Origin of the sequence: Pseudomonas sp. IT-P74, from assembly GCF_949768175.1 — a bacterium.
Classification (GTDB): Bacteria; Pseudomonadota; Gammaproteobacteria; order Pseudomonadales; family Pseudomonadaceae; genus Aquipseudomonas.
In genome coordinates this window covers 1-22,836 of record NZ_CATKQD010000093.1, presented here as the reverse complement: position 1 = coordinate 22,836, position 22,836 = coordinate 1, and the positions used below count along the sequence as shown (strand labels likewise).

19 protein-coding genes and 1 tRNA gene are annotated in these 22,836 nt (G+C 55.0%); 9 read left to right on the top strand and 11 right to left on the bottom strand.

The genetic code is table 11. From position 1 onward, the window contains the following. Positions 1-2: 2 nt before the first annotated feature. The 4 genes from ACM6J5_RS27815 to ACM6J5_RS27800 are packed head-to-tail and all read right to left on the bottom strand — an operon-like array spanning position 3 to position 5,135. Positions 3-224, bottom strand: a complete 222-nt coding sequence (locus tag ACM6J5_RS27815; RefSeq protein WP_414929722.1) for a formate dehydrogenase subunit delta — start codon at positions 222-224, stop codon at positions 3-5. Further along, complete coding sequence (gene fdhF, locus ACM6J5_RS27810) at positions 221-3,103, bottom strand: formate dehydrogenase subunit alpha (RefSeq protein ID WP_414929721.1); 2,883 nt, start codon at positions 3,101-3,103, stop codon at positions 221-223. Before fdhF ends, ACM6J5_RS27815 begins: the two co-directional genes overlap by 4 nt. Then, positions 3,100-4,659: a formate dehydrogenase beta subunit gene (locus ACM6J5_RS27805; RefSeq protein WP_414929720.1), complete on the bottom strand. Its 1,560-nt coding sequence runs from the start codon at positions 4,657-4,659 to the stop codon at positions 3,100-3,102. Before ACM6J5_RS27805 ends, fdhF begins: the two co-directional genes overlap by 4 nt. After that, positions 4,659-5,135 (bottom strand): formate dehydrogenase subunit gamma, encoded by a 477-nt coding sequence (locus tag ACM6J5_RS27800; protein ID WP_414929719.1) that lies wholly within the window; start codon positions 5,133-5,135, stop codon positions 4,659-4,661. The genes ACM6J5_RS27805 and ACM6J5_RS27800 overlap by 1 nt, the downstream gene beginning before the upstream one ends. A gap of 670 nt (positions 5,136-5,805) precedes the next feature. On the opposite strand from ACM6J5_RS27800, the gene ACM6J5_RS27795 reads away from it, so the two are divergent. Continuing rightward, positions 5,806-6,066 (top strand): DUF6429 family protein, encoded by a 261-nt coding sequence (locus ACM6J5_RS27795; protein WP_414929718.1) that lies wholly within the window; start codon positions 5,806-5,808, stop codon positions 6,064-6,066. Between the two features lie 299 nt (positions 6,067-6,365). Here the strand turns inward: ACM6J5_RS27795 and ACM6J5_RS27790 are convergent, their stop codons facing one another. The 5 genes from ACM6J5_RS27790 to ACM6J5_RS27770 form a co-directional block, all read right to left on the bottom strand. After that, complete coding sequence (locus ACM6J5_RS27790) at positions 6,366-6,680, bottom strand: DUF3077 domain-containing protein (protein WP_414929717.1); 315 nt, start codon at positions 6,678-6,680, stop codon at positions 6,366-6,368. Positions 6,681-7,026: 346 nt separating this feature from the next. Further along, a complete protein-coding gene (locus ACM6J5_RS27785) occupies positions 7,027-7,527 on the bottom strand; it encodes a DUF4411 family protein (protein ID WP_414929716.1) in 501 nt (166 codons plus the stop codon). Then, positions 7,524-8,660, bottom strand: a complete 1,137-nt coding sequence (locus tag ACM6J5_RS27780) for an ImmA/IrrE family metallo-endopeptidase (protein WP_414929715.1) — start codon at positions 8,658-8,660, stop codon at positions 7,524-7,526. The genes ACM6J5_RS27785 and ACM6J5_RS27780 overlap by 4 nt, the downstream gene beginning before the upstream one ends. A 172-nt stretch (positions 8,661-8,832) precedes the next feature. Continuing rightward, the gene (locus ACM6J5_RS27775) at positions 8,833-9,144 is read right to left on the bottom strand and encodes a DUF3077 domain-containing protein (protein ID WP_414929714.1); all 312 of its coding nucleotides are present in this window, start codon (positions 9,142-9,144) and stop codon (positions 8,833-8,835) included. Between the two features lie 674 nt (positions 9,145-9,818). Continuing rightward, positions 9,819-10,775 (bottom strand): HNH endonuclease, encoded by a 957-nt coding sequence (locus tag ACM6J5_RS27770; protein WP_414929713.1) that lies wholly within the window; start codon positions 10,773-10,775, stop codon positions 9,819-9,821. 663 nt (positions 10,776-11,438) lie between these two features. On the opposite strand from ACM6J5_RS27770, the gene ACM6J5_RS27765 reads away from it, so the two are divergent. Both ACM6J5_RS27765 and ACM6J5_RS27760 read left to right on the top strand, forming a co-directional pair. Beyond that, the gene (locus ACM6J5_RS27765; protein WP_414929712.1) at positions 11,439-13,991 is read left to right on the top strand and encodes a cold shock domain-containing protein; all 2,553 of its coding nucleotides are present in this window, start codon (positions 11,439-11,441) and stop codon (positions 13,989-13,991) included. Further along, on the top strand, positions 13,984-15,534 hold the full coding sequence (locus tag ACM6J5_RS27760; RefSeq protein WP_414929711.1) for a hypothetical protein: 1,551 nt from the start codon (positions 13,984-13,986) through the stop codon (positions 15,532-15,534). Before ACM6J5_RS27765 ends, ACM6J5_RS27760 begins: the two co-directional genes overlap by 8 nt. A 427-nt stretch (positions 15,535-15,961) precedes the next feature. Here the strand turns inward: ACM6J5_RS27760 and ACM6J5_RS27755 are convergent, their stop codons facing one another. Both ACM6J5_RS27755 and ACM6J5_RS27750 read right to left on the bottom strand, forming a co-directional pair. Then, on the bottom strand, positions 15,962-16,291 hold the full coding sequence (locus ACM6J5_RS27755; RefSeq protein ID WP_414929710.1) for a hypothetical protein: 330 nt from the start codon (positions 16,289-16,291) through the stop codon (positions 15,962-15,964). Between the two features lie 173 nt (positions 16,292-16,464). After that, positions 16,465-16,549: transfer RNA gene (locus ACM6J5_RS27750), tRNA-Leu, on the bottom strand. A gap of 108 nt (positions 16,550-16,657) precedes the next feature. On the opposite strand from ACM6J5_RS27750, the gene queA reads away from it, so the two are divergent. The 6 genes from queA (at position 16,658) to ACM6J5_RS27720 (ending at position 22,746) form a co-directional block, all read left to right on the top strand. Then, the gene (queA, locus tag ACM6J5_RS27745; protein WP_414929709.1) at positions 16,658-17,707 is read left to right on the top strand and encodes a tRNA preQ1(34) S-adenosylmethionine ribosyltransferase-isomerase QueA; all 1,050 of its coding nucleotides are present in this window, start codon (positions 16,658-16,660) and stop codon (positions 17,705-17,707) included. 14 nt (positions 17,708-17,721) lie between these two features. Then, on the top strand, positions 17,722-18,837 hold the full coding sequence (gene tgt, locus ACM6J5_RS27740) for a tRNA guanosine(34) transglycosylase Tgt (RefSeq protein WP_177413271.1): 1,116 nt from the start codon (positions 17,722-17,724) through the stop codon (positions 18,835-18,837). A gap of 43 nt (positions 18,838-18,880) precedes the next feature. After that, complete coding sequence (yajC, locus tag ACM6J5_RS27735; RefSeq protein WP_007982729.1) at positions 18,881-19,216, top strand: preprotein translocase subunit YajC; 336 nt, start codon at positions 18,881-18,883, stop codon at positions 19,214-19,216. 64 nt (positions 19,217-19,280) lie between these two features. After that, on the top strand, positions 19,281-21,149 hold the full coding sequence (gene secD / locus ACM6J5_RS27730; RefSeq protein ID WP_095944517.1) for a protein translocase subunit SecD: 1,869 nt from the start codon (positions 19,281-19,283) through the stop codon (positions 21,147-21,149). A gap of 9 nt (positions 21,150-21,158) precedes the next feature. Next, positions 21,159-22,073, top strand: coding sequence for a protein translocase subunit SecF (gene secF, locus ACM6J5_RS27725; protein ID WP_095944518.1), 915 nt, complete (start codon positions 21,159-21,161; stop codon positions 22,071-22,073). A 121-nt stretch (positions 22,074-22,194) separates the two neighbouring features. Then, positions 22,195-22,746, top strand: a complete 552-nt coding sequence (locus tag ACM6J5_RS27720) for a glycine zipper 2TM domain-containing protein (RefSeq protein WP_150674282.1) — start codon at positions 22,195-22,197, stop codon at positions 22,744-22,746. Positions 22,747-22,836 lie beyond the last annotated feature (90 nt).

The following is a 22,836-nucleotide window of genomic DNA, read 5'->3' as shown; positions in this document are numbered from 1 at the left end:
GGCTAAGCCTCCCAACCAGCCCCAGTCACCGCCGCCTGCACCAGCGGGTGCAAATCCGCCCCCTGATGCTCCGTCTGCCAGGCCAGCAACTCCCTGCGCATGCTCGGCGCCCAGTACATCTGCATATGATTGCGCACGCTGAGCACCGCTTGTTGCTGGTCCGGCTGGCTGGCAAAGTACTGGGCGATCTGGTTGGCCATCTTGATCAGGTTGTCCGTGCTCATCGGCGTACCTCGGCTTTGGTCCCACGTTCCTGGCGACGAGCGTCAAGCAGGCGCTGTTGTTCGTCGCTGAACGCCTGGAAGCGTTTTTGCCACTCCGAAGGGTGATAAACGCGGCTGACTTCCACGGCGGTGACCTTGTACTCCGGACAGTTGGTGGCCCAGTCGGAGTTGTCGGTGGTGATCACGTTGGCCCCCGATTCCGGGAAGTGGAACGTGGTGTACACCACACCCGGGGCAACCCGTTCGGTGATCCGCGCACGCAGCACAGTCTGCCCGGCGCGGCTGCCGATGCCGACCCAGTCACCTTCGTTGATGCCACGGCTCTCGGCATCGGTCGGGTGGATTTCCAGGCGGTCTTCGTCGTGCCAGGCAACGTTGTCGGTACGCCGGGTCTGGGCGCCGACGTTGTACTGGCTGAGGATGCGCCCGGTGGTCAGCAGCAGCGGATAGCGAGCGTTGACCTTTTCCTCGGTCGGCACGTAACCGGTGAGCATGAAGCGCCCCTTGCCGCGCACAAACTCTTCGATGTGCATGGTCGGCGTGCCATCCGGTGCTTCGGCGTTGCACGGCCATTGCAGGCTGCCGTGGCGCTCAAGTTCCGCGTAGCTGACGTTGGTGAAGGTCGGCGTGAGGCTGGCGATTTCATCCATGATTTCTGACGGATGCCTGTAGTTCATCGGGTAACCGAGGGCATTGGCCAGGGCCACCGTGCCTTCCCAGTCGGCCTTGCCGCCCAGCGGATCCATGACCTTGCGCACCCGGGAGATGCGTCGCTCGGCGTTGGTGAAAGTGCCGTCTTTTTCCAGGAACGAGCAGCCCGGCAGGAACACATGGGCGAACTTGGCGGTTTCGTTGAGGAAAATGTCCTGTACCACTATGCATTCCATCGCCGACAAAGCCGCGGTGACGTGCTGGGTATTCGGATCGCTCTGGGCGATGTCTTCGCCCTGGCAATACAGGCCCTTGAAACTGCCGGCCAGGGCCGACTCGAACATGTTGGGGATGCGCAGGCCCGGGTCGGGTTGCAGGGTGACGTTCCAGGCTTGCTCAAACTGCGCCCGCACAACTTCGTTGGAAATATGCCGGTAACCGGGCAGCTCGTGGGGGAAAGAGCCCATGTCGCAGGAACCCTGCACGTTGTTCTGCCCACGCAACGGGTTCACGCCTACGCCTTCGCGACCGATGTTGCCGGTGGCCATGGCCAGGTTGGCGATGCCCATCACCGAGGTGCTGCCCTGACTGTGTTCGGTAACGCCCAGGCCGTAGTAGATCGCCGCATTACCACCGGTGGCATACAGGCGCGCAGCGGCACGGATGTCGGCAGCGGGTACACCGCAGACAGGGCCAAGGGCTTCCGGCGAGTTTTCCGCACGGCTGACGAACTCACTCCAGATCGCGAAATCGCTGCCCTCGCAACGGGCGTCGATAAAGGCCTGGTTGAGCAGTCCTTCAGTGACAATCACATGAGCCAAGGCGTTGAGCATGGCGACGTTGGTACCGGGGCGCAGGGCCAGGTGATACTCGGCGCGGGCATGCACCGTATCCACCAGATCAATGCGTCGTGGGTCGATGACGATCAGCCGCGCGCCTTCACGCAGGCGGCGTTTGAGTTGGGAAGCGAACACCGGGTGGGCGTCGCTGGGGTTGGCGCCCATCACCAGGATCACGTCGGCCTGCATCACCGAGTCGAAACTCTGGGTGCCGGCGGACTCGCCAAGGGTTTGCTTCAGGCCATAACCGGTCGGCGAGTGGCAGACCCGCGCACAGGTGTCGACGTTGTTGTTGCCGAAGGCCGCGCGCACCAGTTTTTGCACCAGGTAGGTTTCTTCGTTGGTGCAACGGCTGGAGGTGATGCCACCAATGGAATCGCGGCCATATTTTTGCTGCAGCCGACGGAATTCGCTGGCGGCGTAGGTCACCGCTTCATCCCAGCTGACTTCCTGCCAAGGGTCGCTGATGTGTTTGCGGATCATCGGCTTGGTGATGCGATCCGGGTGGGTCGCATAGCCCCAGGCAAAGCGCCCCTTGACGCAAGAGTGGCCGTGGTTGGCCTGGCCGTTCTTGTCCGGCACCATGCGCACCAACTGGTCGCCTTTCATCTCGGCACGGAACGAACAGCCCACCCCGCAATAGGCGCAAGTGGTGATCACGCTGCGTTCAGGCTGACCCAGTTCGACCACGCTTTTTTCCATCAGGGTCGCGGTGGGGCAGGCTTGCACACAGGCGCCGCAGGACACGCATTCGGAGTCGAGGAAGTTATCGCCACCAGCGGCCGCGACACGTGATTCAAAACCGCGCCCGGTAATGGTCAGGGCGAAAGTACCCTGGGTTTCTTCACAGGCTCGCACGCAGCGGTTGCAGACGATGCACTTGCTCGGGTCGTAGTCGAAGTAAGGGTTGGAGGTGTCTTTCACGTCCTCCAGATGGTTCTCGCCTTCATAGCCATAACGCACTTCCCGCAGGCCGACCTGACCGGCCACGGTTTGCAACTCGCAGTTGCCGTTGGCCGAGCAGGTCAGGCAGTCCAGCGGGTGATCGGAGATGTACAACTCCATGACGTTGCGGCGCAGCGTCGCGAGCTTGGGCGTCTGGGTGTGCACACTCATGCCTTCGCTGACCGGCGTGGTGCAGGACGCCGGATAACCGCGCATGCCGTCGATCTCCACCAGGCACATGCGGCAGGAGCCGAAGGCTTCCAGGCTGTCGGTGGCACAGAGTTTGGGAATGGTGGTGCCCATCAGCGCAGCGGCACGCATCACCGAAGTACCTTCGGGCACGCTGATGCTGCGGCCGTCGATGTTCAGGGTGACTTGCACCTGACTGTCGCGGGCCGGTGTACCCAGGTCGATATCGGTTTTCGGGTCGAAGAGAGTGATCATTGTTCGGCCTCCGAGGCTTGCAGACCGAAGTCAGCGGGGAAGTGCTTGAGGGCGCTGGCCACGGGATAAGACGTCATGCCGCCCAACGCGCACAGCGAACCGTATTGCAGGGTGTCGCACAGGTCCTTGAGGATGATCACCTGCGCATCGCGACTGCTCTGGTCGGGCGCGGCCAGCAGACGATCGATCACCTCGACGCCACGGGTCGAGCCGATGCGACACGGCGTGCATTTGCCGCAGGATTCCTCGGCGCAGAACTGCATGGCGAAGCGCGCCATGCGGGCCATGTCCAGGGTGTCGTCAGCCACCACCACGCCCCCGTGACCGAGCATCGCACCGATGGCCATAAAGGCTTCGTAATCCAGCGGCGTGTCGAATTGCGAAGGCGGCACCCAGGCGCCAAGCGGGCCACCCACCTGCGCAGCCTTCAGCGGCCGACCACTGGCGGTACCGCCGCCGTAGTCTTCCACCAGCTCCCGCAAGGTCAGGCCAAAGGCCCGTTCCACCAGACCGCCGCGACGCACATTGCCCGCCAGCTGGAAGGGCATGGTGCCCAAAGAACGGCCCATGCCGTAATCGCGGTAGAACTGCGCACCCTTGGCCAGAATCAGCGGCACCGAGGCCAGGGTCAGCACGTTGTGCACCAGCGTCGGCAGGCCGAACAACCCCTGCAACGCCGGAATCGGCGGCTTGGCGCGGACGATCCCGCGCTTGCCTTCGAGGGAGTCCAGCAGCGCGGTTTCTTCACCGCAGATATAAGCACCGGCACCGACGCGCACTTCCATATCGAAGGCCAGGCCACTGCCGCCGACATTGGCACCGAGGTAACCGGCATCTCGGGCGATGTTCAACGCTGCACGCATAGTGGCCACGGCATCCGGATATTCCGAACGCACATAGATGTAGCCGAAGGTGGCGCCGACGGTAATGCCAGCAATCGCCATGCCTTCGATCAGCAGGAAGGGGTCGCCTTCCATCAGCATGCGGTCGGCAAAGGTGCCGGAGTCGCCTTCGTCGGCGTTGCATACAATGTATTTCTGCGCAGCCTGAGTGCCGCGCACCGTGCGCCATTTGATCCCGGCGGGGAAGGCCGCGCCGCCACGGCCACGCAGGCCCGAATCGAACACCGCTGTCGCGGTCTGCTCGCCGCCAATGGCGATGGCCTGGGTTAAACCTTCGAAACCGCCGTGGGCCCGGTAATCCTCCAGGGACAGCGGCCGGGTGATGCCGGCGCGGGCGAACAGCAGGCGTTGTTGAGACTTCAGATAAGGCAATTCTTCCACCAGGCCCAAGGCCAGTGGATGAGCGGACGGCTCGCCTTGCAGGGCTTCAAGCACCGACGGCACATCAGCCGCAGTCAGCGGGCCGAAGCCGATACGACCTTGCGGGCTGTCCACTTCCAGTAGCGGTTCCAGCCAATACAAACCGCGAGAACTGGTGCGCTGCAATTCCAGCGGCAAATTACGTTCCCGGGCCTGAGTGATCAGCGCCACCGCCACCTCATCGGCACCCACGGCACGGGCAAGGGAATCACAAGGCAGGTAAAGAGTCGGCATCACGCGTCCTCCCGACAAGCATCGAGCAATGCATCCAGCCGCTCGGCACTGAGCCGCGCGTGCACCTGGCCATCCAGCTCCAGCGCCGGCGAACAGGCACAAGCACCCAGGCAATAAACCGGACGCAAACTGATGCTGCCATCGGCACTGCTGCCGTGATCGTCCAGTTGCAGACGCTCGCGCAACTGCGCCGCAAGCTGCTCGGCGCCACGACTCTGGCACGACTCGGCCCGGCACAGCCGCAGGATATGCCGCGCGGGCGGCGCGGTACGGAAATCATGGTAAAAACTGATCACCCCACGAACCTCGGCCTGGCTCAGGTTGAGGGCATGGGCAATCTCGGGGACGGCGACATCGGGGATGTAACCGATGCGCTCCTGAATATCATGAAGAATGGGCAACAGCGCACCCGGGGTGCCCTTATGGCGCTCCAGCAGACTGTTGACCACAGGCAGGTGCAACATCTCATCAGGCATTCAGCAATCCTCACGGTCACGGACAAACCTGGCGGTTGTCGGTTGTCCGAAAGTGTCGGCTGCGGCATTCACACCACGTCACGGTATCGTGGCATCTACAGACCGTCGGCCAGGGCACCCTGAGCGGGCATCTTGTTGCGCCCGGCACGGTCTTCGCCGCACCTCAATAGGGGCATAAAAGCCAGATTGCCACGCGGCCCTTGAATCGGCCGCACCAGAGCGACGTGTTCGGTTCTGTCTACGACTATCCATTAAGTCTAGATGAGCGCCGCAAGGGGTGTTCACACACCGGCGTAGTGCCCGAAGGGCTTGTCGATGGATGATGTATAGCAACCACCCAAATGCCAGTCACCACAACTAACCCCTGTGGGAGCCAGCCTGCTGGCGATAGCGCCCGCCCACCCCTCATCCATATCGAAGATGCGCCCCAAACCCACCCACACGCGTGGCCCAAACAAGACAGCTTGTTGCACCCACTGTGGGAGCGGGCTTGCTCGCGAAAGCGGCAGTCTAGAAAGCCCCTGTGCTGAATCGGTCGCAGGCGTGAGTCCACTCAACGACGCTACCTGGATGAACGCACTATTCTTATGTTTTTATGCAACTCAGAGGGGGAGTGGAACGCCCATCACAGCCCCGACGATAGCCATCAAACATAAGCGGAACAATGATCATGGAATACGACGACAAACTCATTCAAGACGCCGTGCTTGCCCTGTTGGCAGCCTTTAGTTCCGACAGCGGCAACACCTGGAAAGGGTTCGACTTCGAAATCATGAGCCGATTGCATGAACAGGGTTTCATCAGCGATCCGGTGAACAGGAACAAGTCAGTTTGGTTAACGCAGGAAGGGTTGGAGCGCGGTCGGCAGATAGCCGACCGGTTGTTCGGCGTGAAAACTCAAGGCGAGCTTGAGTCCAGCTCTGATACCTGACCTCAGACTGCGGGCACGATGGTTGGATTGATCTCGAAAATAAATCCATAAACTACTCGACCCCCATTTCTTGCACTGTAGGAGCGAGCCTGCTCGCGAAATCGCCAGCCCAACCACCATCAATGCTGAAGATGCACCGCAATCACAACCCAGTCACCCAGTCGGGCCAGAACAATGCCCGTCAGCCCACCGCAATCCATGTAGGAGCGAGCCTGCTCGCGATAGCGCCAGCCCAGCCAACATAAATGCTGAATCAGCTACCACCATCGCGGTCACCCCCGCCCCACAGGCCTCAAACACTAAGGTTCAGCCTTCGCTCCCGCCCGCTTGGATGATACCTGTGCGCAAACCCGATCCCGCGTCAGCACCTTCACCGCATCATCCACCAACGCCTTGCTCATCGAAGTCAGATAATGCGCAGCCCAAGCATGACGGTCAGTGTCTCTGGCATAAGCAGCATCTTCAGTGAGCGTTTTAGCCAGGAACAGAAAATCAGAGGCCATGGACAACGCATCGCCAAGAGGAACCCCGCGAGTGACATGAAAAAGCGCTTGATCCGCGCAGTAGATCGCAGGTGTCAGGCCAATGGTTTTGAGTTCAGGTTGTTCAGTCATTGGCCACCTCCGAGGATGGGGAGGCAATGGGGGAGGGGGTTACGCGATTGGAAATTGTGTGGAAGGAAAAGCCAAATTTCGTACACATTGACTTGGTCATTTGGCTGCGGCAGCATTGATGTCAATCGCGCCCGATCCTCTGGTGCTGGCTCAGTCCGGCATTACGTTCGGGCCTTCTTGTTTCTGGAGCATGGAAGTTGACTGCCCCAGCTTCTCATACACCGTTGCGTATATATCTGATTTGGTTGAACTGCTGACCAGCAGGGGAATGAAAATCCATGACCTGTCTCGACGGCGAGGGTCGTAGTATTGATAGTGGGATGAACGACGTCTATTCCCTCTTTCTCTAAGAGTGGGTGCCAAGAACAAGTTTTGCATTAAGTGTGTCAAGCAGGTCGAATGCGCTTATATAAGGAACACTGAACTGCTGGCAAATATTTGGGATTTTGATTTTCTGACTTGTCGGAGGTACCAATACCTCGTGGGTCACGATTGTTTGTCCAGTTGCGCTTGCTTTTGCAATCAACCAAGGGTCTGCACCGTCAAGAAAGCGTATTTTTTCTGTTTGTTTAGGGAGTGGCAGGTCCATGACATACGTAGCAATCTGCGCAAAGGTTGTCTGTGTTCTGGCGTCATCGACAGACAGGAAGTGGTTTGGCCTTTCTCTCGCCCATCTGGATAGTTCGTCGCCGTAATCAACCAGCTCCTTGTATACAAGAGATACGCTGGAAATTTTACCGGCATCATATGCGCTGTCTAACCAGTCCCAGAAACCAGGACAAAAGCCCATCCGGTAATGAGTATTTTTCGCCTGTATGTAGGAGTTCGCATCTAGCAGATAACTCAAAATCCAAGTTCCTTTTTCGAATAGTCAGATAGCTTATGCGGCTTCACGCCAATCAGACGTGCTGCATCTCGATAAAGCATTCTTCCACTTAATGCTTCACTTGCTACTGCTGCAGCCAGCGTTTTGCTGACTCGCCCTGTCTGCAGTCTGTTGTATGGCGGCGTGCCATTCTTGCTGCGAGCTTTGTGCTCAGCGATCTTTCTGGCAATAAATACACCATATTCGGATGGTGTTATGAGGTTGAAAGTCAGGGCGCGCCTGGCTATCACCCAGCTACTAATATGGAAAAATTTTGTTAAGGGTGGGATATTTTCTTGCCACTCAATATCAGGGTCCCAAGATGCGATGAATTCGCGCTCGGGCGTTAATAGCTCTGCCGCTACCGCATTACACAAGATTTCTTCAGATCTATGATTGGCAGGGTCACCGTCAGAAACGCCAGAACGACCTATCCAAATATGCGACAGTTCATGAGCTAACGTGAACAGTCTTGCCTCAGGACAATCGGCTGTATTGATAAAAATGACCGGCGCTAACTTGTCGCTGATTGCAAAGCCTCGGAACTCTTCTACAAACAATGGCCTGCTCGTATTGTTGTTAACAATACTGTTACGCATTACAAGGATGCCCGCTATTTCAATTTTGCTTATCAGATCCTTGAAGTAGTCATCAAAATCGCCGCGGTTTGGTTTGTTGGGTATGCCCAAGGTCGCTCGGATGTCTGCAACGATCACTGCCACGCTGTCGCTTACCGAAAACCTTCCGACAATTCTATTTTCAGTGACGCCTTGGCTGATCAGGTAGTCGCGATACCATTCTTGTCTTTCCATGGCCCACCTGATGGTATCCATGAGGGCGAGACTGTATCCGTGGTCACGTTTTCCATTGATTGTTCTGAGATCCGGCAGTGGAAGGCTTTCCACTGGTGGCTGAGACAGGTAAAGGTACCCAAACGGGATGTACGTCTGTCGGGCGTAATTCATGGCTTGGTTGAAGGAGGGCTTTTTCTTGCCTTGCTCCCAGGCCAGCACGTTGTCTTCCTGCGTACCAAGACTTTTGGCCAGGGTGCTCGCGCTCAGGGATGCTCGCTCACGCGCCCATCGCAGAACGTCCGGATTAATCAGCGCTTCCATGTGTGATTCCGTTTTGGTGTCATAACCATTCCAGCAAAATGCCTCTACACAGCTAATTCAAACGATAGCCGTATCTGACTACAAGGGAGGGGGGGCGTCACGTGTTTTTTGGTCGCCGAGCGCTGCATATTTGTAAGCCCCGAATAACTCGGGGCTCATCGGTCCTCAGGCGTTATCCTTCGGATTTCGCCGTCGGCTGCTTAGGTGTCGTTGCAGAAGTACGATCCCGCGTCAGCACCTTCACCACATCATCCACCACCGCCTTCCCCATCGCCGTCAAATAATGCGCTGCCCAGGCGTGATAGTCCGTGTCCCTGGCATAAGCCGCATCCTTACTCAGCGCCTTGGCCAGAAACAGAAAATCAGAAGCCATCGCCAACGCATCCCCGAGGGGAACATCACGAGTGACATGGAACAGTGCTTGGTCCGCACAGTAGATGGCCGGCGTCAGGCCAATGGTTTTGAGTTCGGGTTGTTCGGTCATTGGCCACCTCCGAGGATGGAGAGGCAATTGGGAAGGATGTCACGCGATTGGGAATTGCGTAGAGGGGTGAGCCAAATTTCAAACGGATTGATACTGCGCATTATCCAACTCCTTGATATGAGGAGCTGCCACGTTCGTTTCCACACGAATGGGTGACAGCTGTGCGCAGGGTGGAAAACCGGGAATCAAGGAAACCGGCACGTCCGAAGACGTCCCACGCACAGCCGCCATAACTCACGCCGCAGGCATAAAAAAGGCGCCGGCAGACGTGATGGGGGCGCTGTTGCGCCTTGAGTTACACGGGTTTCCACACCCGGTCGCTGAATTGGCAGCGACGGCGAAGAGGGTATCGTGCTGATCTCTTTGCTGCAACCTTCGACAGAGTCCAATGCAAGCTCTTCGCCTGAGAGTGGCAGGCTTAAGCTGCAAAGAAAATGCCCCGACCGGAATTTCTGAGGCGATTAGCATTCCTGCAGCAGTTTCACTGGGAAGTTCTTATGGAGTCACCTTCGTCGGGGAGCGAAGGTGTGTAGCTAACTTTCTTGCGGGCACAAAAAAGGCCTTGTTAAGTGGAATCCTTTCAAGTTTTAGTGCCGAGGGAGACTCGACTGCACCATATAATCTGTGGTCTTCAGAGCATTTGTCGGTAAAGGGATACATGCAGGGATACAGCGCTAGTCCTGCTGACGATCAGCTATCAGTAACAATGAGCCATTCAACTTCTCTCGATCCTCCGAGAAGTGTGCATCTCTATGGCAATTTGGGCAAAGGGCAACGCAATTAAAAACGCGATCACTGACCTCGACACCCAAGATGTGGTGCACATCGAGAAAGCCAGCATAAGAACGGCTCGCTCCACATCCAGGACGCTCACAGCGTCCATTGCAACGCTCAATCACCGCTTTTCGGACGTTTGGATCTCTAGCTACTCTAGATACCGTCGATTGAAAACGTGACGCTTCGTCACGACCCAGGAGCGATAAATCAAGGCCAGGCAGATCACTGAAGGTGTCGTCAATAACACCAACGAGATCGTTGGAAAGCGGTCGCTTAGCTAGATCCTCCACCCCTTCCCACTGCCATAGGACATCGGCAATTTTGTGTGCCTCCTCAAAGCGGCTATCCATTAGCCACATCGTCGGGCTGTCACCGTTGACCGCATGATTTTTTTTTAGACGCCCTAGTCTCCCAGCAGCTAAGAGTTCAGCGCTCACTTTTTTCTGCTCGTTGATGATGCCGGTCATGGCCGTCACGGGAATCAGGGCAGCGAACTTGATATCACTTTTGTAGCGTTGCACTAGAAGCGCATGTGTAATCCCTTGTGGTGCTTCGCGATCAACGATCTCAGCGATTGTTCTATCCCAGTCTCCGTGGCTTAACTGTGCGCGTAACTGGGCCGCGGAGTATTTCTCTGGATGATCCTCCCAGCGCCAGCACAATCGAACTCGAGCACTGAATGTAGCGCCTTCAGGGCTGTTCGCAGAAAGCAATTGAGAGTGCCCTTTACGGACGTCATTAACTCCGGTGAATCCTCTGCCCTCCAGAAAAGGTTTGAGCATTCCCCGCGTTTCCTTTTCGGCTTGGATACTTTCAGGAGTGCGGAAGGCGCGTTTCTGGCTTGAGGATTCCATTCGTGTATACCGGTCAGCAGTGGGCGGCTAGGCAGGAGTCAATGTCTATATCCAGAAGAGTAGTGCAACGAAGCTTGAGATCTGAGGCAATCTGCGTTTTTTATGCCGGGGCCCCTGAGGTTTTTTCTTCAAGCGGGGGCGGAAATCCGCGACATCGCTGGTAGCGACAGTTTCCTGTCAACCAACGTAGAAACGCCAACGGTTAACAAGATCCTGCGGGCTCTATGCCCGTATCCATCTGAAATGCTCTGGAGCTCCCGCGACATGCCAAGGGGTTGGGCGAATGCACGGGTGAACCGCATTTACGTAGTTGTGTACTTTTCCGCTAACAAAAACCACGCGGGCATCCGCCCCGTGTCGTGCCGAAAGCCTCAGGATCACCGCCGGATTTTGAAGAAGAATTAATCCGAGTTAACCGTTAGCCGGGGGTGGGGGGTGGGGGGTGGGGGGGGCAAGGGCAAGGGCAAGGGCAACAGGTGATGCGGGCAACTCTCTCTGCTAAGGCTAGGGGATTCTGGTGCTATAGGCGCATCATCGCTCTAGTTTTCTCTTGATGGCAAAACCATGTCACGCCCATAATCTCGCCATCAGGCATCTTTGCCGCGTCTGGAAAATGGGCGAAAAAACTGACTTTTGAAATATAGCCGAGAAGGAGCTTGAATCATGCAGGATGAATACAGTAGCGGTGTAGTAATCTCATATGATGATAAAGCGGGTTACGGCTATATAAGCCCTGATGATGGCGATATTCAAGGTGAAAAATTACTAGTGCACAGGAAGTCCATTAGAGACTCTGGAAGTCTTTTATCTTCGGGTGATCGGGTTGTATTTAAAGTGTCGTCGGTGCCTCGTGGGCTTCTTGCAATAGATGTACATGATGAGCTTAAGGAAGTGCTCTTAGATACCGGATTGTCTTCAGGGAGGATTGTCGCTCTAAAGCAGGATCGAAAATTTGGATTTATTGAAGATAGTGTCGATGGCAGGATTTTTTTTCATTTCTCTCAGATTATTGATACGTCGAAGCCTTTAGTGGTTGGTGGTCAAGTTAATTTCCAAAAGCAGGTGACCGAACGTGGTCTCCAGGCCTTTCAAATCACGCTTGAGTCCAACGTCAATACTTCGAAGCTATCAGCCGAGATGACTAAGCTTGATTATCTCGCGCAGGCTATTCTCGCAAGGGATAGTAAGCGTTTTGACGACGCTGTTAAGCTCTATGAGCGAGGGATGATTAATTCACCTTCGGTGCAATTGGTCACAAGCTATGCCGCAATGGAGAAGAATAGGAACCGGCGTGCAGAGGCGTTAAAAGTTTATGAGGCGGGGCTGAAAGCCTTTCCTTTTAATATTAAACTGCTCGAAGATATTGGGCTGTTATATTCGGCGGCAGGGAACTTTAAAAGTGCAATTGGCTTCTTGCGTAAAGGGCTGGAATTGAGCAAGGAAACTGGCCAAGGAAGCGACCGTCGCTTTTTACTTGGAATAGCTAGAATTTATATAAAGCGGGATAGTAATCGAGACGACCTAATAGAGGCGCTCAGATACTATGAGATGGCCCGAGTAGCTTTTGAGTCAAGTATACATGGCAAGACTGCATTTCCTCGGGATGATCTATTATCGATGGGGCTTGCCAAGATACGATTGCAGCATCATAGAGGTGAGTTAGCATACGACTTTATAAATAATGCAGGTTTCCGAATTGTTAGGGCATCGTTGTTCGAGCAAAAAACCGTTGGCTCGGATTTTGTTATAGAACCCTTGGCTCCTGAAATACTTGAAGGCTATGGGATATCCGGAAATCTACTCCTGAGATGTATGTTCAAGTCGGAAATCAGTCGATCGGATATTGAAAGTATAGATGAGGTAATCCGAGAGTGGGGCACAGGAGGCTTGATTGATGAGCAAGTTGTGCTGTTGTTAGTATCTTCTTTGCCGGAACACGTAGAGCGCCTACTGTATCAGCGTTTAGAAGATCGGAAGCGCACAGTGCCGGCGATCGTTCCTATCACTCAGTCTCAAATTGAGCGAGCAAAAGATAAAAGTACAGCTCTGAGAGAGGTGCTAGATCGGTGGTTATTCAGACGCGATTTGTTTGCTCAAAATTTCCCCGTTTCTGGGCGTCGATTTTTTGGACGAGAGAAACCACTTTCTGAAATTCGCGATGCTATATCAAATGGGATTGCCGCAGGTATATTTGGCTTGCGTAAGGTTGGAAAGACATCACTGCTTAAAGAGATTGAGCGCCGTGCCCATGAAGGAGGGGATATAGTCGTTTATATGGATCTTCTGCGAGTTCCATCTGATATAAATGATACTCGTTGGCTTTATTGGAAGCTAGGCAGTGAGCTATATAAGCGAGCGAATAGATCTGAGTTTAAAGGAGTTCAATGGAGACTTGGAGGGCATTATTCTGACTATCTTGATATTCCGCCTGATTTCCCCGTTGCTACTGCCTTTGACTCTGATTTAAGCAAAATACTAGATGTTATAAGAAAATCTCAGCTTAATCCCCGCCCTAAAGTCGTGGTTATGTTAGATGAAATTGAGCGAATAATCCCAAACTCTTCAGGTAAAGAAGGATTTGATGGTTTTTTTAACTTTTTTAGCTATATAAGAGGTGTTGCTCAAGAGTCTGGTGATTTTGTGCCAATTGTTACTGGAGCTAACGCTGCAATTGCAGAAGCAGCTCAGTTTGCAGGAAAAGATAATCCAGTATTTAATTTTTTCAAAGAGATTTATCTTCCTTTGCTGAGGTATCAAGAGTCATTCCAGATGATAAACACTCTAGGGAGGGGGATGGGGGTTAGATTCTCAAGCGATGTGGTCGAAAGAATTCATGCATTAACCGGTGGACATCCTTTCTTTAGTCGTCAATTTTGCAGCTTCATATGTGAGAGACACTCTAATAGGCCGTTGAGTGTTTCTATTGAAATGATAGATGAGTTAATAAATCCATATTTAGATAGTGCTGGGCGTGACTTTAGAGAGATTGTAGAGCGTTTCTCCCGAGATTATCCGGAAGAGCTAAATGTCTGTATGGAGGTTGCAAAGGCAGGTGGAGAAATAAATCTGTCTGAGTTGCAGCACGATACTGCTAAGGCTTTGAGTATTAGGCATTTGGTAGGCTACCAAATAGTGTCGGTGACCGATAATACAATCTCGCTAACCATGGAGTTTATGTTGCGTTGGCTAAGAAATGGAGAGATGAGCCGTGGATAAGGATAAAGTGAATATTATTCCAGGCTCCATTTTTTTTGTAGGTCGCGAAGAGTTTTGCCATACGCTTATCGACGCAACCCAGAGAACGAACGCAGTACTACTTTTTGGCGGTAGACAGGCGGGAAAAACGACGGCATTAATGCGGATGCGGGACATTCTTTCAGAAAGAAAAGTCGATGCTGGGCAGTTGAGTGCTGTCGATGTGCCCATATATGTTGATCTTAATCTTTTAAAGTATGATGCCACCCCTAAGGATTTTTTCCAGCTCTTGTTAAAAAAAGCTGTGAGTAGTTGTGGCAAGCAGATATCTGGGACTGTATTTCAAGATGTTGAGCGCAACACTGGTAGTGTTGATGATTTTATATGCGGTTTGAAGGATGTTAAGAGTCAGTGTGGAGAGGTTGAGCCAAAGTTTATTTTCTTGTTGGATGAATCAAAGCGAGTATTAGGTGACAGATTTCCCCGGGGCTTTCAGGATAATTTATTTTCACTTCTTTATGGGGAGGAGTCAGGCAGTGAATATAATATTGTTATGGTGTTTGCGGGCGCGCAGCATTTGTACGCATTTTCTCAGGATGATACATCTCCTATAGGAAGTCGCGCGGCATCATTGTATTTAACTAATTTAACTGCTGATGCAATTCGCTTACTTGTCCTGATGGTTTTTCCTGCAGTTGTGGCCGGGGTTTCTCAATCCCTGGCTGATAATATTTATGAGGTGACGGGAGGTCATGCGGGTTTAACTGTCAGGATTTTAGAGGCGCTTTATAGATCGGGAGCTACCGATGTGCATCTGCAGTTGGCACAAGATATTATGATGCCTGCCCATCGCGGACTATTGGAGAATTGGAGTTTGTCTCTGAGTCCTGAAACCAAAGTATTTGCTCGTCATTTCGCTCTTAGAGATAGCGCTAGTATCGCCTACATAGCTAGTGTGTTAAGTAGTAGCGGGCTAGAAGCGCACTTGGCGCATCGGGTTATGGAAGAAATTCAGTACATGGGGTTGGGGGTGTATATTCCCAAAGAAATTTTTCGTAGGAATAATTTATTCTGGAGCTACTATAGCGAACTGGAGACGTCTACACCTGCTGATATTACCTCTAATCAAGTGTGGTTGCTCATAGAGTCAACCGAATTGGTGTTAAGGGAGTTAATACGTATAAAGTATGAAGCAAATCTTGGTGAGAAATACCAAGATGGGATGCGTAAAGTACTTGGGGTTGCAGTCTGGGATGGGCTTGTTGATATGGTGGCGCGATCAGATAAACGTTATAGATACTCAGAGTCTAGTGAGCGAGATATAATGTCTTGCATGTATTTTGGGCACCTCAAAGATCTGATGATCTCTGGTCAAAGTTGGGCTTATTTCAAAAGTATGTTTAGAGATAAACGTGAACTTGAGGATAAGGTTTCGGCGATCATACCAGTTCGGAATGATAATGCCCATTTTACACCCACTCCGCCGAAGGAGCTTGATCGTTGTAGGATTGCATGTGACGACTTGCTGGTCATTGCAGAGCGTGAATTGGCGATCTTGAATTGAATATTGTTGTTATAAATATGGGCTGAAGTTTTCTTTCATGTGTCGCGGGTTTCTGTTTTTTAGATCACCGCCATTTATCCTGCGAGGCCGCTGTCTTAAGGCAGTGGCCTCGCAGAAGGTTGGAGTAAGTCTTTCAGGACTTTACTTGCAATATTGTTTATTTTTTCACTTGCCTTTTTTCCTCCATCCAAGGAGAGCCATGCGGACTATGTTATGGATGGTGTGCGGACTGATCGGTAGATCCTTGGCCCTCCAAGCGCCACTGTAAGAACTAGCAGCTAAAGCGCTTGTGCCGATCACCGGGTATCCAACTGTGTTGTCATGGTGTCCTGTAGCAAAGTGTAGAAAAGCTGGCATGCAGAAAAGCGGACAGATTTATTATTGGTCAAGACGTGGCGACCAAGGTATTCGGCCGTCTAAGCAGCCATCACTGGATAGCTTTCAAGTAATCCCTGAGTGCGATGAGCGGGGTATCAAGCTGCGCTATTGTCTGCGCAGTACTGAAGTCGGCCGACAATCCTTGCAGTTCGCGGCCCAAGACCGTATCAACTCCGCCAATGGCGTTCAATGCCAACCCCATGCACTCATCTACCTTCAGCTTAATCGTCTCAACATCCCCCCGACGCACCAGCAGCTCAAACACATCCCGCTGGTAATCCCCCATCACCAGATCGTCACGTAAAATCGGGCTTGAGTCTTCCGATTCATAAGCCAGCTTGAGGGAGAAGAGGGCAACGGTTTCCAGGTGCAATTCCATGGGGGGAATCCTTGTGAAATGTTCTTCCGGCGAGAGGGGCAGAAGAGAAGCAGGATCAAAAGATCGCAGCCTTCGGCAGCTCCTACAGGTCGGCGCGTTGTCAGCAGAGTGTTAGCGGGTGCTTTTCTGCGGACGAAAAAAAAGGCCTTGCAAAGCAAGGCCTTTCTTAATTTTGGTGCCCCGAGGGAGACTCGAACTCCCACTCCTTTCGAAAACGGATTTTGAATCCGCCGCGTCTACCAATTCCGCCATCAGGGCTCAATGGCGGCGAAGTATAGAGATGAGATAACCGCTGGTCAATCAGGTACATGGAGAATTTTTGATATTTCCGCTAGACTTCCCGGCCCTGCTAGACGACACCCCATCATGCGCGTTGCTGACTTTACCTTCGAGCTCCCTGATTCGCTGATCGCCCGCCATCCGCTGGCCGAGCGGCGCAATAGTCGCCTGTTGACCCTGGATGGGGTCAGCGGCGCCCTGGCACACCGTCAATTCACTGATTTGCTGGAGCATTTGCGCCCCGGCGACTTGATGGTGTTCAACAATACCCGGGTGATTCCGGCGCGGCTGTTTGGCCAGAAGGCTTCCGGCGGCAAGCTGGAAATCCTGGTGGAGCGGGTGCTGGACAGTCATCGCGTGCTGGCCCATGTGCGTTCCAGCAAGTCGCCTAAGCCTGGGTCGAAGATCCTTATCGACGGCGGTGGTGAGGCCGAGATGCTGGCGCGGCACGATGCGTTGTTCGAGCTGGGGTTTGCCGAGGAGGTGTTGCCGCTGCTCGACCGCGTCGGGCACATGCCGTTGCCTCCTTATATAGACCGTCCGGATGAAGGCGCCGACCGCGAGCGTTATCAGACCGTCTACGCCGAGCGTTTGGGCGCGGTGGCGGCGCCGACGGCGGGGCTGCATTTCGATCAGGTGTTGATGGAGGCGATTGCCGCCAAGGGCGTCGAGACGGCGTTCGTGACCTTGCACGTCGGCGCCGGCACTTTCCAGCCGGTGCGGGTGGAGAAGCTTGAAGACCACCACATGCACAGCGAATGGCTGGAAGTCGGCCAGGACGTGGTGGATGCCGTGGCTGCCTGCCGCGCTCGCGGTGGTCGCGTGGTGGCGGTGGGGACTACTAGTGTGCGTTCCCTGGAAAGCGCCGCCCGCGATGGGGTGCTCAAGCCGTTCAGTGGCGATACCGATATCTTCATCTACCCGGGCCGGCCGTTTCATGTGGTCGATGCCCTGGTCACCAACTTCCATTTGCCCGAATCCACGCTGTTGATGCTGGTTTCGGCGTTCGCCGGTTATCCCGAGACCATGGCCGCCTATAAAGCCGCCGTCGACAACGAATACCGCTTTTTCAGCTACGGTGATGCGATGTTTATCACCCGTAATCCCGCACCACGTGGCCCCGAGGAAACAGAATGAGTCGCCAATGTCGTATGTCCTTTGAGCTGCTTGCCACAGACGGCAAGGCTCGTCGCGGTCGTTTGACCTTCCCGCGCGGTACCGTCGAGACCCCGGCCTTCATGCCGGTGGGCACCTACGGTACGGTCAAGGGCATGCTGCCACGGGATATCGAGGCGACTGGCGCTGAAATCATTCTGGGCAACACTTTCCACCTGTGGCTGCGCCCGGGCACGGAAGTGATCAAGAAGCACGGCGACCTGCACGATTTCATGCAGTGGAAAGGCCCGATCCTGACCGACTCCGGCGGTTTCCAGGTGTTCAGCCTGGGCGCCATGCGCAAGATCAAGGAGGAGGGCGTGACCTTTGCCTCCCCGGTCGATGGCGCCAAGGTGTTCATGGGGCCGGAAGAGTCGATGCAGGTCCAGCGTGACCTGGGCTCCGACATCGTGATGATTTTCGACGAATGCACCCCGTACCCGGCCGACGAAGATGTCGCCCGCGTATCCATGGAGTTGTCCCTGCGCTGGGCCAAGCGTTCGAAAGAGGCCCATGGCGACAACACGGCGGCGCTGTTCGGCATCGTTCAGGGTGGCATGCACCAGGACCTGCGCATGCGCTCCCTGGAAGGCCTCGACAAGATCGGCTTCGACGGCCTGGCCATCGGCGGTCTGTCGGTGGGCGAGCCCAAGCACGAAATGATCAAGGTGCTGGATTATCTGCCGGGCATGATGCCGGCTGACAAACCTCGTTACCTTATGGGCGTTGGCAAACCGGAAGACTTGGTTGAGGGTGTGCGCCGCGGTGTGGACATGTTCGATTGCGTGATGCCAACCCGTAATGCCCGCAACGGGCATCTGTTCATCGATACCGGCGTGCTGAAGATCCGTAACGCGTTCCATCGCCATGATGATTCGCCGCTCGATCCTACCTGCGATTGCTATACCTGCCAGAACTTCTCCCGCGCTTATCTGCATCACCTGGACAAGTGCGGCGAAATGCTGGGAAGCATGCTCAATACCATCCATAACTTGCGCCATTATCAAGTGCTTATGGCTGGTTTGCGCGAGGCTATTCAACAGGGTACATTGGCCGCCTTTGTCGATGCCTTCTACGCCAAACGCGGGTTACCTGTTCCGCCTTTGGACTGAGTTTTCTGACCCCAAGATTCAACATTTGCAACTGGAGTGCTAAATGAGCTTTTTTATCTCTAATGCCATGGCTGACGCCGCTGCACCTGCTGCCGGCCCAATGGGCGGCGGTTTCGAGTGGATTTTCCTGGTCGGTTTCCTGGTCATCTTCTACCTGATGATCTGGCGTCCACAGGCCAAGCGCGCCAAAGAGCAGAAAAACCTGCTGAGCAGCCTGCAAAAAGGCGACGAAGTCGTGACCACCGGCGGCATCGCCGGCAAGATCACTAAAGTGGCCGACGATTTCGTCGTTCTGGAAGTTTCCGACACCGTCGAAATGAAGTTCCAGAAAGGCGCCATCGCCGCCACGCTGCCAAAAGGCACGCTCAAAGCGATCTAAGTTTCAACTTCATATTCAATCGACGGGGCGCGCAAGGCGCCCCGCGTCATAAACGGGCGGCGTGATGCTGAACAAATATCCTCTGTGGAAATACATTCTGATCCTGGCGGTGCTGGCGGTCGGTCTGATTTATTCCGCTCCCAATCTTTATCCTGATGACCCGGCCATTCAGGTCAGCGGTGCAAGCACTGCACTGCAAGTCAATCAGGCTGATCTGGATCGCGTGAGCGCTGCGCTCAAGGAATCCGGGATCAACGTCAAGGCTGCCACCCTGGCCGCCAACGGCAAGGGCGGCCTGATTCGCCTGACCAAGGCTGAAGACCAGCTGCCGGCCAAGGACGTTGTACGCAAGGCGTTGGGTGATGACTACGTCGTTGCATTGAACCTGGCACAAACCACCCCGCAATGGCTGCGCAGCCTCGCCGCGCACCCGATGAAGCTGGGTCTGGACTTGTCCGGTGGTGTGCACTTCCTGCTGGAAGTGGACATGGACAAAGCCCTCGATGCACGCCTGAAAGTCTACGAAGGCGACGTCAAGAGCCTGCTGCGTAAAGAAAAACTGCGTTATCGCAGCCTGCCGCAACTCGATGGTGCCATTCAGCTGGGCTTCTCTGATGAAGCGACCCGCGAACAGGCCCGTTCGATCATTCGCAAGAACTTCAACGATTTCGACATTGTTCCGGCCGACCTCAATGGTCAACCGGTGCTGCGTCTGGCGATGACCCCGGCCAAGCTGGCGGAAATCCGTGAATACTCCATCAAGCAGAACTTGACCACGGTACGTAACCGCGTCAACGAGCTGGGTGTTGCCGAACCGATCGTCCAGCGTCAGGGCGCCAACCGCATCGTGGTTGAGCTGCCGGGCGTGCAGGACACCGCCGAAGCCAAGCGTATCCTCGGCAAGACGGCCAACCTCGAGTTCCGTCTGGCCGCTGAGCCTGGCGCTTCGAAAGCCACTTCCGAATCCTTCGAGTTCCGTGAGGGCAACCGTCCTCCGGCACTGATCGAGCGTGGCCTGATCATCACCGGTGACCAGGTAACCGACGCCAAGGCAGGTTTTGGCGAGCACGGTACTCCGGAAGTGAACATCCGTCTGGACGGTCACGGCGGCGAGCTGATGAGCCGTGCGACCCGTTCGAACGTCGGTCGCAGCATGGCGGTGATCTTCATCGAGCAGCGTCCGGTGACCACCTACACCAAGCAGATGGTCAACGGTGTCGAGAAAGACGTGCCGGTCCAGACCTTCAAGGAAGAGAAGAAGATCATCAGCCTGGCGACCATTCAGTCGCCGCTGGGTGCTCAGTTCCGCATCACTGGCCTGAACGGCCAGGGCGAGTCGTCCGAGCTGGCGCTGCTGCTGCGTGCCGGTGGCCTGGCTGCACCGATGTACTTTGCTGAAGAGCGCACCATCGGTCCAAGCCTGGGTGCCGACAACATCACCAAGGGTATCGATGCTTCGCTGTGGGGCATGCTGTTCGTCTCGCTGTTCATCATGGCCATCTACCGCTTTTTCGGCCTCATCGCCACCGTCGCGCTGGCGGTGAACATGGTGATGCTGCTGGCCCTGATGTCGCTGCTGGGTGCAACGCTGACCCTGCCGGGTATCGCCGGTATCGTGTTGACCATGGGTATGGCGGTCGACGCCAACGTGCTGATCTTCTCGCGGATCCGTGAAGAGATCGCCGCCGGCATGACCGTGCAGCGCGCAATCAACGAAGGCTTCGGCCGGGCATTCACCGCGATTCTCGACGCCAACCTGACAACACTGTTGGTCGGCGGCATCCTCTTTGCCATGGGCACAGGTCCCGTCAAGGGCTTCGCAGTGACCATGTCCCTCGGGATCTTTACCTCGATGTTCACGGCCATCATGGTGACCCGCGCGATGGTCAACCTGATCTTCGGCGGTCGTGACTTCAAGAAGTTGTGGATTTAAGGGGCTGCCATGTTACGTACAATCAACTTCATGGGCGTTCGCAACTTCGCGTTCGGCGTCACATTGTTCCTTACCGCACTGGCAATCTTCAGTGTTTTCCATAAGGGCATGAACTGGGGCCTGGACTTCACCGGCGGTACGCTCATCGAGCTGACCTACGAGCGTCCGGCCGACGTCACCAAGGTGCGTGAGCAGTTGGTGACCGCGGGTTATCACGAAGCCATCGTGCAGAACTTCGGTGCGACCACCGACCTGCTGGTGCGCATGCCTGGCGAAGACCCGCAACTGGGTCACCAGGTCGCCGAAGCCTTGCAGAAGGTCGGCGGCGAGAACCCGGCGACGGTCAAGCGCGTCGAGTTCGTCGGCCCGCAGGTGGGTGAAGAACTGCGCGACCAGGGCGGCCTCGGCATGCTGATGGCGCTGGGCGGCATCCTGATCTACCTGGCTTTCCGCTTTCAGTGGAAGTTTGCGGTCGGTGCAATCGTGTCCCTGATCCACGACGTGATCGTGACCATCGGTATCCTGTCGTTCTTCCAGATCACCTTCGATCTGACGGTGCTGGCGGCGGTACTGGCGATCATCGGTTACTCGCTCAACGACACCATCGTGGTATTCGACCGAGTTCGCGAGAACTTCCGTGTACTGCGCAAGGCCAGCCTGATCGAGAACATCAACATCTCGACCACGCAAACCCTGCTGCGGACCATGGCGACTTCGATCTCCACTTTGCTGGCGATCGCGGCCCTGTTGTTCTTTGGTGGCGACAACCTGTTCGGCTTCTCCATCGCCCTGTTCATCGGTGTTCTGGCGGGTACTTACTCGTCGATCTACATCGCGAACGTGGTGCTGATCTGGCTGAACCTGAGCACGGAAGACCTGATTCCTCCGGTCAATACCGAGAAGGAAGTCGACGACCGTCCTTGAAGGCAAAGTCTTTAAGCGATGTAGTCCAAAAAAGGCGCGAGTTGAACTCGCGCCTTTTTTTGTGCTCCAAGGCAGGGAGAAGCGCGGACATGTTCCGCATGTGATGGTCCAGGAGGTTCATGTGAACAAGTCGATGCTGGTTGGTGCTGTACTGGGTGCTGTCGGTGTAACTGCCGGGGGTGCTGTGGCCACCTACAGCCTGGTTAAACAAAGCGGTCCTGAGTTTGCTCAGGTTCTAGCCGTTGAGCCGGTCAAGACACAAATCAAGACTCCACGTGAAGTGTGCAAGGATGTAGCGGTCACCCGGCAGGCACCGGTGAAAGATCAACACCAGATCGCCGGTACGGTGGTCGGTGCATTGGCAGGTGGTCTGCTGGGCAACCAGATCGGTGGCGGCACCGGCAAGAAGATCGCCACGGTCGCGGGTGCTGTCGGTGGTGGTTACGCCGGCAACAAGGTGCAGGAAGGCATGCAAGAGCGTGACACCTACACCACGACCCAGACCCGCTGCAACACGGTCAACGATATCAGTGACAAGGTTGTAGGTTACGACGTGCGGTATTCGCTGGACGGCAAGGAAGGCAAAGTGCGCATGGATCGTGATCCAGGCAACCAGATTCCGGTGGATAAGGAAGGCAAGTTGATCCTGTCTGAGAATCAGGCGGCTCAGTGATCTGCTGATGCTGGATAAAAAAGAAGCACCCTGCGGGGTGCTTTTTTTGTGCTCGTGATTTATGCACCACCACAACCCCACTGTAGGAGC

Excerpts from the sequence above, each read along its gene's own strand:
- ACM6J5_RS27815 (WP_414929722.1), bottom strand. The coding sequence starts at position 224 with ATGAGCACGGACAACCTGATCAAGATGGCCAACCAGATCGCCCAGTAC.
- secF (WP_095944518.1), top strand. The coding sequence starts at position 21,159 with ATGTTACGTACAATCAACTTCATGGGCGTTCGCAACTTCGCGTTCGGC.
- ACM6J5_RS27765 (WP_414929712.1), top strand. The coding sequence starts at position 11,439 with ATGCAGGATGAATACAGTAGCGGTGTAGTAATCTCATATGATGATAAA.
- ACM6J5_RS27805 (WP_414929720.1), bottom strand. The coding sequence starts at position 4,659 with ATGCCGACTCTTTACCTGCCTTGTGATTCCCTTGCCCGTGCCGTGGGT.
- secD (WP_095944517.1), top strand. The coding sequence starts at position 19,281 with ATGCTGAACAAATATCCTCTGTGGAAATACATTCTGATCCTGGCGGTG.
- ACM6J5_RS27775 (WP_414929714.1), bottom strand. The coding sequence starts at position 9,144 with ATGACCGAACAACCCGAACTCAAAACCATTGGCCTGACGCCGGCCATC.
- queA (WP_414929709.1), top strand. The coding sequence starts at position 16,658 with ATGCGCGTTGCTGACTTTACCTTCGAGCTCCCTGATTCGCTGATCGCC.
- ACM6J5_RS27770 (WP_414929713.1), bottom strand. The coding sequence starts at position 10,775 with ATGGAATCCTCAAGCCAGAAACGCGCCTTCCGCACTCCTGAAAGTATC.
- ACM6J5_RS27755 (WP_414929710.1), bottom strand. The coding sequence starts at position 16,291 with ATGGAATTGCACCTGGAAACCGTTGCCCTCTTCTCCCTCAAGCTGGCT.
- ACM6J5_RS27790 (WP_414929717.1), bottom strand. The coding sequence starts at position 6,680 with ATGACTGAACAACCTGAACTCAAAACCATTGGCCTGACACCTGCGATC.
- ACM6J5_RS27780 (WP_414929715.1), bottom strand. The coding sequence starts at position 8,660 with ATGGAAGCGCTGATTAATCCGGACGTTCTGCGATGGGCGCGTGAGCGA.
- ACM6J5_RS27800 (WP_414929719.1), bottom strand. The coding sequence starts at position 5,135 with ATGCCTGATGAGATGTTGCACCTGCCTGTGGTCAACAGTCTGCTGGAG.
- tgt (WP_177413271.1), top strand. The coding sequence starts at position 17,722 with ATGTCCTTTGAGCTGCTTGCCACAGACGGCAAGGCTCGTCGCGGTCGT.
- fdhF (WP_414929721.1), bottom strand. The coding sequence starts at position 3,103 with ATGATCACTCTCTTCGACCCGAAAACCGATATCGACCTGGGTACACCG.
- yajC (WP_007982729.1), top strand. The coding sequence starts at position 18,881 with ATGAGCTTTTTTATCTCTAATGCCATGGCTGACGCCGCTGCACCTGCT.
- ACM6J5_RS27795 (WP_414929718.1), top strand. The coding sequence starts at position 5,806 with ATGGAATACGACGACAAACTCATTCAAGACGCCGTGCTTGCCCTGTTG.